A 13899-nucleotide genomic window follows, 5' to 3' on the forward strand; every position below is an offset into this window, starting at 1 on the left:
GTGGTGGTAGACTTTGCAATGCTGACTAATCATGCCGCGTCACCGTACGGCATTCCGTACGCCGCGGCCCACTTGCAAGGAGAACTACCATGCGAGACAAGCTAGAGAAGCTCATCGCCGCGTACGAGGAGCTCGAGAAGAGGATGGTCGATCCCACCGTCGTCTCTGACCCCAAGGAGTACGCGCGCATCGCAAAAGAGCATGCCAGCCAAGCCGAGCTCGTCGCCAAGGCGCGCGAGTACGTCGGTGCCCTCGATGACATCGAGGTTGCCAAGGAGATGCAGCGCGAGACCTCGGATGCGTCCGAGAAGGAGATGCTCCAGGAGGACATCGGTGCCAATGAGGCCAAGCTGCCTGCCCTCGAGGACGAGATCAAGGTCATGCTGATCCCGGGCGACCCCAACGACGAGAAGAACACCATCGTCGAGATCCGCGCCGGCGTCGGTGGCGACGAGGCCGCCATCTTCGCCGGTGACCTCTACAACATGTACGCGCGCTTCGCCTCGACCCACAAGTGGAAGACGGAGGTCCTCTCGTCCAGTCCCTCCGAGGCCGGTGGCTTCAAGACCATCGAGTTCAAGGTCACTGGCGACAAGGTCTTCTCGGTCATGAAGTTCGAGAGTGGCGTGCACCGCGTCCAGCGTATCCCCAAGACCGAGTCCCAGGGCCGCATCCAGACCTCAACGGCCACCGTGGCCGTCCTGCCCGAGGCCGACGAGATCGACATCGAGATCAAGGACGAGGATCTGCGCATCGACACCTACTGTGCCTCGGGCCCCGGGGGCCAGTGCGTCAACACGACGTATTCGGCCGTTCGCATCACGCACCTTCCGACCAACACCGTCGTCCAGTCGCAGGACCAGCGCTCCCAGATCCAGAACCGTGCCGTCTGCATGGAGATGCTGCGCGCCCGCCTGTACGAGGTGGAGCTCGAGAAGCAGCAGGCCGAGCAGGGCGCCGCACGCCTGGGCCAGATCGGCCACGGCAGCCGTGCCGAGAAGATCCGTACCTACAACCAGCCGCAGGACCGCGTGACCGACCATCGCATTGGCTTCAACAGTACCTACAACGGCGTGCTCCTGGGGGACCGCCTGCCCGAGGTCATCGACGCCCTGGCTGCGGCCGAGCGTGCGGAGAAGCTCGCACGGGCCGTCTGATTATGGCCATGGAGCCCGAGGCCTGGACCATACGTCGCATGCTCGACTGGACCATCGGCTATCTCGAGCGGAGGTCCGACGGGCGACCCCGCCTCTCTGCGGAGTGGATGCTCTCCAACGTGACGGGCCTCAGCCGCGTCCAGCTCTACACCAGCTTCGATCGTCCGCTCTCTGCCGACGAGCTTGCGCGCATGCACGATGCGGTCGTGCGTCGTGGTGCCGGGGAGCCACTGCAGTACGTGACGGGCGAGATGCCGTTTCGACATATAGTCCTGCATTGTGAGGGGGGCGTGCTCATCCCGCGTCCCGAGACCGAGGTCCTGGTGGATGCCGTGCTCGCGCATGTGGACGTGGCCGCCGCAGCCGGCCATGACGCCCAGGTCCTCGAGGTGGGGACGGGAACCGGCTGCATAGCCTGCTCCATCGCGTCCGAGCGGCCGGGATCCCACGTCGTTGCCACGGACCTCTCGCCTGCGGCCGCTGCCCTTGCCATGCGCAACCGTGACGCCCTGGGGCTTGCCCGCGCGGTCGACGTCATCACGTGCGACCTCGCCTCGGGGGTTGACCCTGCGCTGAAGGGGACCTTCGACGTGCTGGTGTCCAACCCCCCCTACATCCCCTCGGATGTCGTGCCCACCCTGCCGCGCGAGGTCGTAGGCTTCGAGCCCCACCTTGCGCTCGATGGCGGTGCCGACGGCCTCGACGTCTTTCGCCGCCTGCTTGAGGTTGCACCGGACATGCTGCGTCCCGGCGGCATGCTCGCATGCGAGTTGTTCGAGACGAACGCGGAAGTCGCGGCCGAGCTCTGCCGTCGGCAGGGTGGCTGGGCTCGGGTGGAGGTCCGAGAGGACCTCACGCATCGACCACGTGTCCTCGTGGCCGTCCGCGAGGGCGACCTTGCGGCAGGGGGTGTCATGGTCCGGCCCCGCAAGCTGCTCGCGGTCGACCAGGACCGGCCGGAGCGCATGGTCGTCAGGGATGTCGCACGCGTCCTTCTCGATGGGGGCGTCATCGTGGTCCCCACGGATTCCGTCTATGGGATCGGGTGTGCGGCGACGCCGGGCAACCCAGGCCATGCCCGCACGTTTCAGATCAAACGCCGCGCCCTGTCCCAGACGCTGCCATGGCTCATCGCCGACGTGCAGGACCTGGAGCGCTTCGGCCACAGGGTGCCGAAGTGGGCCTACGCCCTCGCGCGGGAGTTCTGGCCGGGCGCGCTCACGCTGGTCGTGCGCGCAAGCCCACTGGTGCCTGCCGAGTACCGACGCTCGGACGACGGTACGATTGCGCTGCGCCTGCCCGACTCGAACCTGGTGCGCGAGATAGCGCGCGAGGTGGGTGCGCCCTTGGCGATCACCAGCGCCAACACGCACGGCGCCTCCTCCGCCACCAGCGGGGAGGGCATCGAGGGCCGCATCGCGGGCGAGGTCGACCTTGTGCTGGATGGTGGCCCGTCACCCCTCGCCGCCGCATCGACCATCGTGGACTGCACCGGGGCGGATCCGCGCGTCCTGCGGGAGGGGGCCATTCCAAGCGTGGGGATCATGCGTGTGGCGGACCCTGACGCCTGGGCGTAGAGCCCAGGGTCCGGGGACGGACGTCGATGGCGCCGCGGACAGCCCGAAGTGCGCATCGTCGGCGGCAGGACCATCGGAAGTGTGTGCCAGTGCACACCTCCAGAAATCTCAGCAAGCCCTGTACCTGCGGTGATGCCGAGAGTAGCGCGTCTGCCGGGTGCCAGGGGTCCCGGGGAGGCCAAAAAAGTACTCACTTCCAGGGGTGTGCGCCTCGGATGACCGGAAGCGTGCGCTTCTGCCGGCCGGAACTGCCGGCCGGAGTCGGCAGTTGGGAGCTGCGGCCTTCCTCCGCGCCGCACCCCTCCCGTCTGCCGTGCCATGTCCCTAATGCCCGCTGCCCGATGCCCGCAACGCCATGGGAGTGCTGACGGGACCTTGGGTGATAGACTGCCAGAGGACATCACGTTCCTAGATGAGACCACGGAACCTCTAGCACCGTTCAGAGAAGGGACCTCGCGCATGAAGATTGCCATGGCCTCCGACCACGCCGGCTTCGACCAGAAGCCCGCCCTGGTTGCGTACCTCGCCGGCCTCGGCCATGAGGTTGTCGACATGGGTCCGGCCTCGGCCGAGCGCTGTGACTACCCTGACTATGCCGACAAGGTCGCGCGCTACGTGGCGGCCGGCGGGGCCGAGAGGGGAATCCTCATTTGTGGCACGGGCATCGGCATGGCGATCACGGCCGACAAGGTCTCGGGTATCCGTGCCGCCGTCATCCAGACGCCCCAGTTCGCCCATCTCTTTCGCGAGCACAACGATGGAAACGTCCTGTGCATCTCGGGACGCTTCACGAGCCTCGCGACCAACAAGGAGATAGTCGACGAGTTTCTTGCCACCGAGTTCGGCGGGGGTCGCCACGAGGGTCGCGTCGCAAAGGCCATGCGCGAGGACGATCCCGGTTTCCAGGGCGTGGGGGAGGATCCCATCCCCGTCCGGTAGCCACTGGGACGGGCTGCGAGGGGGAGTACGACCGTCAGCACCACGCGCCGCCGCGCCGTGGCGGGGGGTCCTCTGGTATCGGCCGTGCAGCTGCTCCTGCCGGGTGCGGCCCGCTTTCTCCCCGTAGTGCGATACGGTAGAATCGGCCCGAATGACAGAGGGCGATGCACGCGAGCCGAGGAAAGGGATCCTGAATGGAGTTTGACGAGAAGCGCCTTACGGTTATCGATCATCCGCTGGTCCAGCACAAGCTGCATATCCTGCGCGACAAGTCAACGGGTACCAAGCAGTTCCGCGAGCTCGTGACCGAGCTCGCCATCTTCGAGGGCTATGAGGCCATGCGCGACTTCCCACTCGAGGACGTCGAGGTGGAGACCCCGCTGGAGAGGACCGTCTGCAAGAAGATCTCCGGCAAGAAGGTCGCCATCATCCCCATCCTACGCGCCGGCCTGGGGATGGTCGAGGGCATCCTCGAACTCGTGCCCTCGGCTCGCGTCGGGCACGTGGGCATGTATCGTGACCCAACAACCCACGAGCCCCATCAGTACTACTGCAAATTCCCGGATGACATCGAGAACCGCATCTGCCTCATCGTCGACCCCATGCTCGCCACGGGCGGCTCGTTGACGGCTGCCATCCAGTTCCTGCGGGAGGCGGGCGTCAAGGACGTGCGTGCCCTCACGTTGGTGAGCGCGCCCGAGGGCGTCAAGACCGTGCTGGATTTCGATTCCGAGGTCCGTCTCTACACCTGTGCCCTTGACCGTCAGCTCAACGAGAGCGCCTACATCCTTCCAGGGCTGGGCGACGCTGGCGACCGCATCTACGGCACGAAGTAGACCGGACGCGCACGATTCCGTAGGCGCACTCCAATAGATTGACGACATTCGTAGCGGCGAGGCCGTGCCTTGCCGTGTGGCCGTGCGTATCGCGATAATACGAAAGTCCTATCCCCCTGATGGCCCGTATTACTTTCTCAGGGGGAAGGGGACCGTGGCCTCGAAAAACCGTGAGTTCGGCCAATGTCGCTTTTCCTCCGAGCCGGATAGATTTGGCACCAATAAAGGCCTGTCGATCATCAGAGACGGTCGGCAGGCCGTGCCCGTTTATATCGGCAGGTAACTTGAAGGAGGAAACATGGAGGAGTCTCTGGTTCTCGAGATGCTGCAGACCGGTAAGACGGCCACGTGGCCGGCAAAGAATCAGCTGCAGGAAAGCGGCGAGGTCGTCGACAAGGAGGTCAAGGGCACTCCTTCGACCGACCGCACCAGGCGCATGAAGGAACGCTTCATGAATGCCAAGTGCAAGATGGACATGGAGGCGCCCATCGCATATACCAAGGCATGGCGCGAGCATGAAGGCAAGCCGCTTTATGTCCGCAGGGGGCTTGCCTATAAGTATATGCTCGAGCACCTCACGCCGGCTATCCGTGAGGACGAGCTCATCACCATGTCCAAGACGCGCTATGACCGTGGTGCCACCCAGGTCCCCCAATTCGCCACTGACTTCATGATCTCCTTCCTCACCCAGGCCGAAGACCAGAAGGAAGAGGCAAAGCTGTATTCCGTCGAGGGCAAGGATGAGGCCCATACGGTCGAAGAGGAAGGGTGGACCAAGGTCGGCCAGCTGTTCTCCATCCGCGAGGAGGAGGTCAAGCCGATGCTTGAGGTCCTCGAGTATTGGAAGACGCGCTGCGTTGAGAACGTGTCCGACGATTGGATGAAGACCTCCTTCCCCTACTACCAGGACTACGTCAACGCAAAGAAGGTCGGCCTCTTCCCGGGGTCGGGCCTGCATGCCGGCTGTGACGGCCGCTGGATTCCCGCCTATGACGTTGCCCTCGGGGGCCTCAACAGGGTAATCGAGGAGTGCCGCGAGAAGATCGAGAAGACCGTGGTGACCACCAAGGAGGTCGCCGACAAGGTCTTCTTCTGGCAAGGCTGCATCTATGCCTGCGAGGGCGCGATCGCCTGGGCCCACAACTATGCGGTCGAGGCCCGGCGCCTTGCCGAGACTGCGGTCGAGCCACGCAAGACCGAGCTTCTCGAGATGGCAGAACGCCTCGATCGCGTCCCTGCCGAAGCACCCCGCAACTTCATGGAAGCCGTCCAGGCCCTTTGGACCACCCAGATCCTCGTCATCTCCGACTCCCTTGCCCTCGGCGTCTCCCCGGGCCGTTGGGGCAAGTTCCTTGAGCCTTATTACGAGAAGGATCTTGCCGAGGGGCGCATCACCAAGGGACAGGCCCTTGAGGTCATGGAGCTGCTCCGTATCAAATTCTCGACTGAGGAGTACATCACCCCGTCCCTCTGGGCGGCCATGGCCTCCTCGAACTCGTTCATGAACCTTGCCGTTGGCGGCCTCGATCCCAAGACGGGCAAGTGCACCGACAACGAGATCGAGGACCTCATCCTCGAGGCCGGCATCAACATGCCCACCCCGCAACCGACCCTCTCGATCCTTCTCTCCGACAAGACGACAGACCATCTCGCCATCAAGGCCGCCGAGTGCACCAAGGCCGGCAACGGGTATCCCGCGTGGTTTAACTATGACATGATGGTCCAACACAACCTCGCTATGTATCGCGACGAGGGCATCACCCTTGAGGACGCCCGCAACTGTGCGCTCTCCGGCTGCGTCGAGAACGGCCTCGCCGGTACCGGTCACCCCATCGCCCACCCGGCCTTCTACAACGAGGGCAAGACCATCGAGCTTGCCTGCAACGAAGGCGTCGACCCCCGCACGGGCATCAAGGTCATGGATGGCATCGTCCCCATCAAGACGTACGAGGACCTTTGGGACAACTTCATCAAGATCCGCGAGCACTTCATGCATGTCTACATGCAGTACTGGAATGAGGTCGTCGCCTGCCAGCGCGACATCCACCCCAAGATCATGGGCTCCGTCCTCATGCATGACTGCATCGAGTCCGGCCGCCCGGTTGACAATCTCGGCTGCCGCTACAACGGTTCCGTCACGCTGCTCGACTCCGGTACAGTTAACGTGGTCAACGGTCTCGCGGCCATCAAGAAGCTCGTCTTCGAGGACCACAAGTACACTTGGGATGAGTTCAAGGAGGCCATGGACAATAACTTCGGTTTCGTGCTTGGTGCCGAGAAGGGCAACTTCTCCATGCTCAACCAGGAGATCGACCCTGAAAAGCACATGAAGTACGCCCATATCCACCGAGATGTCCTCAACGCACCCAAGTTTGGCAACGACGATGACTTCGTTGACGACATCTTTGTCGACCTCTGGCATGACTACGACCGCGTTACCGCGTCCGAAACCACCTACAACGGCTACCGCTGGATCACCGCCGCGCTTTCCATATCCGCCCATGGCCCGCATGGTCGTGTGACCGGCGCTACCCCTGACGGTCGTCTCTCCGGAGTGACGCTGTGCGACGGCATCCTGTCCGCCTCGCCTGGCACCGACGTGAACGGTCCGATCGCCCTCATCCGCTCCGGCGTGAAGCTGGATCCGACCGAGTTCGCCTCGGTGCAGCTCAATATGAAGTTCCATCCGACTGCCATCCGCGGTGACGAGGGCTCGAGGAACTTCGTGGACTTCATCCACAGCTACTTCCAGATGGGCGGCTATCACGTCCAGTTCAACATCGTGGATTCGAAGATGCTGCGAGACGCCCAGGATCATCCGCAGAACTATCGCGACCTGATGGTCCGTGTCGCCGGCTTCTCAGCCTACTGGAACGAGCTCGGCAAACCCATCCAGGACGAGGTCATTGCTCGTACCGAGTACGACGCTCTCTAGCAAGCATCTCCGCGCTTGATCCCCTTGAGGATTTAGTGACTCGGGAGGGGAAGGTGCCTAGCGGGAACCTTCCCCTCCGGTCTTGTACAGGACGCACGTCATGGACGTGCGCTCATGCGGCGCCCCTGCCGCTCCGTTGCCTTCATTTGTTTCATATCAAACGGCTAGAGGTGAAAAAAGGTGAATACGAATTCTGAGCATGACGCCGGAACCGCCAGGTTCTCCGGTTGGAGTGTGACCACTGCTGCCGTCGTCATTGTCCTCTGCCATATGATGGTGCGCGGCTCATTTGCCACGCTTATCCATGGCATGGTTGCCAGCACCGGTTGGTCCACCGGCGTCGTCTCGCTCGGCAGCTCCATCTTCATGGTCTTCTACGGGCTGTTTGCCTTCTTGACCGGTACGTATATCAACAAGCTGGGATGCAAGAAGACGTATCTGCTCCACGGCTGCATAATGGCCCTCGGGCTATTCCTCTGCAGCTTCGCTCAGGAACCGTGGCAGTACTGGCTCTTCTACGGCGTTATCGCCGGTATCGGCTCTGGTGCGTTTTGGGCACCCGTCACCTCAATGGTCCGGCAGTGGTTCATAGACAAACTTGGCATCGCCATGGGTCTTACTACGGGTGCCGCCGGCGTTGCCATGTGCCTCGGCCCCATAGTGTCCATGAATCTCATCGCAGGCCAGTCATGGCAGACAATGATGAGGGTCTTCGCAATCATCCTGATCGTGGGCATCGGCGTTGCGTCGCAGTTCACCGTCATGAGGCCCGAGGAGGTCGGTCAGAAACCGCTTGGCTACGACGCCTTTATGGAGCGCCAGGCCCGCAAGGCGGCTGGTGGGGATGATAAAAAGGCCGATGAGTTCTACGTGCCCTTCAAGTGGGCCGTTCGCCATAAGGCATTCTGGCTCCTTTCCCTCCTGTGGTTCTGCTCGAACTTCGCCGAGTTCATCGTCTTTTCCCATGCGATCAACTACACCACCACTGACTTGGGGTACGACAAAGTCCAAGCCACGTACATCTACTGCCTCATAGGTCTGGTCTTCATCTTCAGCGCAATCGGCATCGGAGGCTTTACCGACAAGCTCACCAAGCGTCTCGGTGATCCACTCAAGGCCCGCAAGCGCGTTCTGACCGTCTCCTATATAGGCTGCGCCGCCATGGCGCTCTGGCTCAACTACGGGGTCCGGCTCACTGCCGGTGGGGGAGAGACCATCTGGGCATTCATAGTCTATGCATTGGTCTTCGGCTTCTTCTACGGCATGTACATCCCGTCTGTGGCTGGCGTGGTGGGCGTAGTCTTCGGTCGTAAGGAGATGCCCCAGTGCTGGGGGCTCATCTCGCTGGTTGGCATGGCTGGCGGAGCAGGGCTCGGGCCGTATATCGCCGGCGCCCTCCGCGACGCCACGGGAAGCTACTTCGTGGCCATCTGGCTGGCTGTCGTTTTCTATCTGCTGGCATGCCTCTTCATGAACGTCGTCAGGCAGCCTTCGCGTGAGGAGGTCTGGGGTCGTTAGGGACCTATCTCATATGGTCATGCCCAGGTAAAGAGTTGATACCTGGGCATGACCCCATGTCGGAGTCGGGCCCTCTCGATGGGGGAGCCTCGAAAAAGAGACAGTCTACGTAGGGCATGTGGGTTTCGAAGGAAGTGAGCCGAAGCATGGACGGCAAGGGCAAAGAGCTCAGGGCCGTGATTTTCGACGTGCAGAGCTTTTCTACGCATGATGGACCTGGGATCAGGACGAACATCTTCTTCAAGGGGTGTGCGCTCAGGTGCCCTTGGTGCGCCAACCCCGAGTCGCAGAAGTTCAGCCCGCAGCTCCTTTACACAAAGATGAAGTGCATAGGGTGCATGTGCTGTGCCAGGGCATGCCCCCATGGGGCCGTGACGGCCTATACTGCGCCAGAGGACATCGAGCGTTATGGACACGTACGGTATGACCGTGGCAAGTGTGATAAGTGCACCACGCATGAGTGCGTGGACGCATGCTTCCAGGAAGCCCTCGCCGTCTCCGGGAAGGAAATGACCGTCGATGACGTAATGGATAAGATTCGTCGCGACTCTCCTGTCTTCCGGGGTAAGGGAGGCGTCACCGTATCCGGTGGGGATCCGCTGCTCTATCCTGAGTTCTTGGCCGAGCTGCTTGGTAGGTGCCGAGATGAGGGGTATAGCGTTGCCCTTGAGTCCGAGCTCTGCGTTCCCACGAGGAACCTCGAGACGGTCATGCCGTTCGTAAGCTACTACCTTACCGACTGCAAAATTATCGACTCCGCCGAGCACCGCAGAATCACTGGTGTGGACAATGAGATCATCCTCAGGAACCTGCGCCTGATTGGCGATGTATGCCCAGAGCGCATGTGCCTGCGCATACCGATCATACCTGGGTACACAGACTCCGACGAGAACGTTGGCGGTATCGCCGCGTTTGCCGCGTCGTGTCAATTCACAAAGATAAACATCCTGCCGTATCACAAGCTTGGCGTGCCCAAGCACGAGCGCCTTGGCACCGTCTATCAGCTACCTCATGTCCAGCCACCCGACGATGGGCATATGAGGCACTTGGCTGACGTCATAGAAGCCCATGGGATCGAGTGCGTTATCAACTGATTGGACCTTGATGGACTGCCGGATTGGAGGAGCCAGGGACCATCGTCAGCAAGCACGGCGGCGGTAATGCCATCGAATGGCAAAGCCATTGAGGAGACTGTGGCGCCCGCCCATACGACACTTCGGAGACAATCAACACCTCCTTAAACCTCTCGGCAATTGGAGCAGGTCGATGTCGCATCTTGAGGAAAATTCATCGAGTGCAATGGCGAAACTGCAGCGCCTGCAAGACGAGCTGTCCCAGTTCTTCTCCATCAGCATCAGGATTCTCAGTCGGGATGACCTCAAGTCGCTCACCGTGGAATCCAATGGGCATACGCGTTGCCTGACAAACCGAGGGGCACATCCTGACATCTGCGAACGATTCATACTCAGGGTCATCGACCTAGATCCGGGTGACGTCATGGTCTCGATGTGCCCCTTCGGCCTGCTCAGCGCCATCGTCCCGCTTGGCAAGTCAATGTGGGCGGGCTTACATGAAGAGAAGGCTCGCTATTTTTTTCTCGCCGTGCACAATCCGGCGTATGAAGGGGCGGGTGGCGTCGAGGTCGAGCAGAAGCGCACGGTCACCTCGATCGTCAGTGGCATGGACCTTCATGACAAGATCGAGTTCGAGGAGAAGGTACGTCTTGTCGCGAGCGTATTCGATCTGGTCTTCTCGATCCTTACAGAACAGGAGCAGCAAGACCTCATTGCCACGGGTGCCGTCGGCATGGCAGAGCTGAGAAGGCTCACAAAACGAGAGCGAGAGGTGATGCGCCTTGTGTGCGTGGGCATGTCGAACCAGCGAGTGGCCGAGGAGCTTTTCATCAGCGAGCATACAGTCAAGCTGCATGTGAGCAGTATTCTCAAGAAGCTCAACCTTGCGAACCGGACTCAGCTGGCCATCTATGGGGCTAAGGTGCTCTGAATGAAGCAACGGAAGATATCCACATACTTCAATACGGGCATAACGTGCATTCTCGCGACCATCTTCATACTGGTGATCGTCATCGGTGTGTGGCTCGCCCGTGATTCGACCATAAGCAGCGTGGTTGCCCGTTTGGATGTCTGCCTGCAGACGGCATACGACCGTCTCGATCTTGAGGACGCCATCGGACGCGCGAGGCTTCTTGAGGTAATCGAATACGAAGGCGTGGCCTCACTGATCGAAAACAGTGACGTCTCGCAGTTGAGCCGCGTGCTTGAACGCTGCAAGTTCGATATGGGGGAGAGCTATGCGGTTGCCGTTGACTCCAACGGAACGGTGATCGCCAGCAACGTACATGTTGCGGGAAGCAGCTGGCCCCTCGCGTACCTGCTGGATTCCGTAAAGCAAGAGGGCGAGACGATAACGACAACCGAAGTGATCGCCGCGGACAGGCTCAAAGACAGCCGTCAGTCACTGCGGGATGGAGCGCGAGTCATCATTGACCGAACAACGGCGAGAAGCCTGAATGATGCCTACGTGCACATTACCGTATGCCCCATATACAGCGGCGAGACCTTTGTCGGGGCCGTCGTCGAGGGCTATCTTCTCAACAACAACCATGAGTTCCCCACCGATTACACCAACGCCGTCCCAGGAACCTATCTCTCTGTGGGAACTACGGATGGGGTACGCATCTGTTCAAACATATCCTCCAATGGCTTCTCGTATCCTGCGGGAACCACCCAAAGGCGCGACTTCGTAGACGTCATCAACAAGGGAGGCATCTGGCGCGGGCAGGTATCCATGGTGGACGGTGGCGAAGGCGTCGTCGTTGCCGGCCCAATAACCGATTATTCCGGCCGAGTGATCGGCAACATCGGCGTAGGCTCGCCCATTTTCATGATCTCCGGTCTGTCCGCCAGCCACTACGTCCTGTTTGTTCTCGTCGCGGCCGCGTTCTTCATATGCGCGGCCCTTTTGGGACGCAAGCTCACCGCCATGATCACACGCCCCATTTCCGATCTTCAGGATATCTCGCGGACCATCACCAAAGGGGAGCTGCCCTCCTCTGACATGCTTCGAAGCAGGTCGAGCGTGCCCTCGGAGATCGTCTCCTTGGCCGATGACATGTATGTCATGGCCCGCAAGCTCACCGACAAGAACCAACGTCTTGAGGAGAAGGTGTCTGCACGTACCGCCCAGCTCGCCAATACGGTCGACGAGCTCAGGGCAGCCAACCGTCACAAGTCGCAGTTCCTGGCCAATATTTCGCATGAGCTGCGCACGCCGCTCAACTCAATCATCGGGTTCGCCTCTCTTCTCCAAGAGAATGTGGCGGGCGATCTGAACGCGACGCAGACGAGGTACGCAGAAATCATCATTGAGAGCGGGGGGCATCTCCTCGACCTCATCAACGACATCCTCCAGCTCGTAAAGCTCGACACAAGCGTTGACAAGCTCAAGCTCTCTCGGGTAAGCGTTATCGAGGCGATCAGGAACCCCGTCGATTTGATTCGTCCGCTTGCAGACGAGAGAGGGCAGGGACTCGAAGTCATCGTCGCGGACGAGCTGGATGGATACACGGCTTATTGGGATGAGCAGAAAGTCCATCAGATCCTGCTCAACCTGCTTTCCAATGCGGTGAAGTTCTCCCCTGACGGAGGCCGCATCCGAGTCAAGGCCTCCCTTGTGGAGGAGAACTTTGTGTTCATACACGTCATCGACAACGGCATCGGTATCAGCAACGACATGAAAGAGCGCGTCTTTCTGGCCTTCGAGCAAGCTGACAACAGCTATACGCGCATCTACAAGGGCGCCGGTCTCGGCCTTGCCATCACAAAGGACTTGGTCGAGATGCACAGCGGCCGCATTTGGCTTGAAGACGCGCCGGGGGGCGGCCTGGACGCATGCGTCGTACTTCCACTCTGCTCGAATAGGAAGCCTGACAAAAAGGATGGACAGGAGGCGGACTGATGAAGAAGATCCTGGTCGTAGAAGATGACCCTGCGAGCCTAACGCTTATTACCGAAATCCTGAAGGGGTACGACTACACTGTGGTTTCCGCGCTGGACGGTCGGTCCGCGCTGGACGTGAGCAAGCGCGAGAACCCGGACCTCATCATCCTCGACGTGATGCTCCCGGCCCTTAATGGCTATCAGGTCTGCGAGCGTCTGCGCAGCATGTCCCAGTTTCGCAACACCCCCATAATCATGCTCACCGTCCTCAATGAGGATTCCCAGCGCATCCGCGCCCTTGAGGCCGGTGCCAACGGGTTCCTCAGCAAACCGTTCAAGCGCGTGGAGCTCCTCACGCGCATCAAGGCGTTGCTGTCGGCGCAGGTGAACTCCGACGAGATGGTCTCGTTGAACACGGTGATCTCCTCCATGCTCACAGCCCTTGAGCTTAGGTGCGCGGGCTCGACCATGAGCAGCCGCCGATGCGCCGACCTTGCCGAGCGCCTGGCTGTGGTGATGGGCATTCCAAGCGGAAATGTCCGCGACCTGCGCAGGGGGCTCCTCCTCAGGGACATAGGCTACGTGGCTTGCAATGACGCGAGCGTTGCCGTCGAGAACAACTTCACGGCACATTCCGAGCATGCCATACGCAGCCTGCAGATCGTGGGCGCATTCGGTCATGAGATAATCGATGCGGTGGTGCGCTACCACCACTGCACCCTGCAGAGCGAGGACTATCCCGCAAATCTCAATACGGAGGTCCTTGCATGCGTCAAAGTCGCCATCGTATGCACTCGTCTCGAAGGACTGCTCTACGGAAACGAAGGCCTTTCGGTGCAGGCCGCATGTGCGACACTCACGAATGAGGTGTCGGCGGGCCTTCTCCCGTCCGAAGAAGTAGCCTTCGTCACGCGCCTCATCTCCACATAGCCACCAAAGAAAGGTGACCTGACTCGTATGGGCGATCGTCTGCCAAGG

Annotated in this window: 10 protein-coding genes; all 10 read left to right on the forward strand. The window is 60.9% G+C overall.

From position 1 onward, the window contains the following. The first annotated feature begins 89 nt into the window (after positions 1-89). The 10 genes from prfA to OLSU_RS00665 all read left to right on the forward strand — a co-directional run bounded on the left by prfA (position 90) and on the right by OLSU_RS00665 (position 13851). Positions 90-1157 (forward strand): peptide chain release factor 1, encoded by a 1068-nt coding sequence (gene prfA / locus OLSU_RS00620; protein ID WP_013251004.1) that lies wholly within the window; start codon positions 90-92, stop codon positions 1155-1157. 2 nt (positions 1158-1159) lie between these two features. After that, positions 1160-2734 carry a peptide chain release factor N(5)-glutamine methyltransferase gene (gene prmC / locus OLSU_RS09840; protein ID WP_013251005.1) on the forward strand — a complete coding sequence of 525 codons (1575 nt, stop codon included), beginning with the start codon at positions 1160-1162 and terminating at the stop codon, positions 2732-2734. Between the two features lie 459 nt (positions 2735-3193). Continuing rightward, positions 3194-3673: a ribose 5-phosphate isomerase B gene (gene rpiB / locus OLSU_RS00630; protein ID WP_013251006.1), complete on the forward strand. Its 480-nt coding sequence runs from the start codon at positions 3194-3196 to the stop codon at positions 3671-3673. Between the two features lie 194 nt (positions 3674-3867). Beyond that, positions 3868-4509, forward strand: coding sequence for a uracil phosphoribosyltransferase (upp, locus tag OLSU_RS00635; RefSeq protein ID WP_013251007.1), 642 nt, complete (start codon positions 3868-3870; stop codon positions 4507-4509). A gap of 298 nt (positions 4510-4807) precedes the next feature. Then, on the forward strand, positions 4808-7444 hold the full coding sequence (locus tag OLSU_RS00640; RefSeq protein ID WP_013251008.1) for an indoleacetate decarboxylase: 2637 nt from the start codon (positions 4808-4810) through the stop codon (positions 7442-7444). Between the two features lie 180 nt (positions 7445-7624). Further along, the gene (locus OLSU_RS00645; protein WP_013251009.1) at positions 7625-8962 is read left to right on the forward strand and encodes an MFS transporter; all 1338 of its coding nucleotides are present in this window, start codon (positions 7625-7627) and stop codon (positions 8960-8962) included. 146 nt (positions 8963-9108) lie between these two features. Next, positions 9109-10056, forward strand: a complete 948-nt coding sequence (locus tag OLSU_RS00650) for an indoleacetate decarboxylase activase (protein WP_013251010.1) — start codon at positions 9109-9111, stop codon at positions 10054-10056. 172 nt (positions 10057-10228) lie between these two features. After that, on the forward strand, positions 10229-10966 hold the full coding sequence (locus OLSU_RS08985; protein WP_013251011.1) for a helix-turn-helix transcriptional regulator: 738 nt from the start codon (positions 10229-10231) through the stop codon (positions 10964-10966). Beyond that, a complete protein-coding gene (locus tag OLSU_RS00660; RefSeq protein WP_013251012.1) occupies positions 10967-12940 on the forward strand; it encodes a cache domain-containing protein in 1974 nt (657 codons plus the stop codon). Beyond that, positions 12940-13851 (forward strand): response regulator transcription factor, encoded by a 912-nt coding sequence (locus tag OLSU_RS00665; protein ID WP_013251013.1) that lies wholly within the window; start codon positions 12940-12942, stop codon positions 13849-13851. The genes OLSU_RS00660 and OLSU_RS00665 overlap by 1 nt, the downstream gene beginning before the upstream one ends. Positions 13852-13899 lie beyond the last annotated feature (48 nt).

The sequence above is a fragment of the Olsenella uli DSM 7084 genome, assembly GCF_000143845.1.
Classification (GTDB): Bacteria; Actinomycetota; Coriobacteriia; order Coriobacteriales; family Atopobiaceae; genus Olsenella; species Olsenella uli.

Bases quoted from the DNA above. Each gene is read 5' to 3' on its own strand.
- prfA (WP_013251004.1), top strand. From the start codon at position 90: ATGCGAGACAAGCTAGAGAAGCTCATCGCCGCGTACGAGGAGCTCGAG.
- prmC (WP_013251005.1), top strand. From the start codon at position 1,160: ATGGCCATGGAGCCCGAGGCCTGGACCATACGTCGCATGCTCGACTGG.
- rpiB (WP_013251006.1), top strand. From the start codon at position 3,194: ATGAAGATTGCCATGGCCTCCGACCACGCCGGCTTCGACCAGAAGCCC.
- upp (WP_013251007.1), top strand. From the start codon at position 3,868: ATGGAGTTTGACGAGAAGCGCCTTACGGTTATCGATCATCCGCTGGTC.
- OLSU_RS00640 (WP_013251008.1), top strand. From the start codon at position 4,808: ATGGAGGAGTCTCTGGTTCTCGAGATGCTGCAGACCGGTAAGACGGCC.
- OLSU_RS00650 (WP_013251010.1), top strand. From the start codon at position 9,109: ATGGACGGCAAGGGCAAAGAGCTCAGGGCCGTGATTTTCGACGTGCAG.
- OLSU_RS08985 (WP_013251011.1), top strand. From the start codon at position 10,229: ATGTCGCATCTTGAGGAAAATTCATCGAGTGCAATGGCGAAACTGCAG.
- OLSU_RS00660 (WP_013251012.1), top strand. From the start codon at position 10,967: ATGAAGCAACGGAAGATATCCACATACTTCAATACGGGCATAACGTGC.
- OLSU_RS00665 (WP_013251013.1), top strand. From the start codon at position 12,940: ATGAAGAAGATCCTGGTCGTAGAAGATGACCCTGCGAGCCTAACGCTT.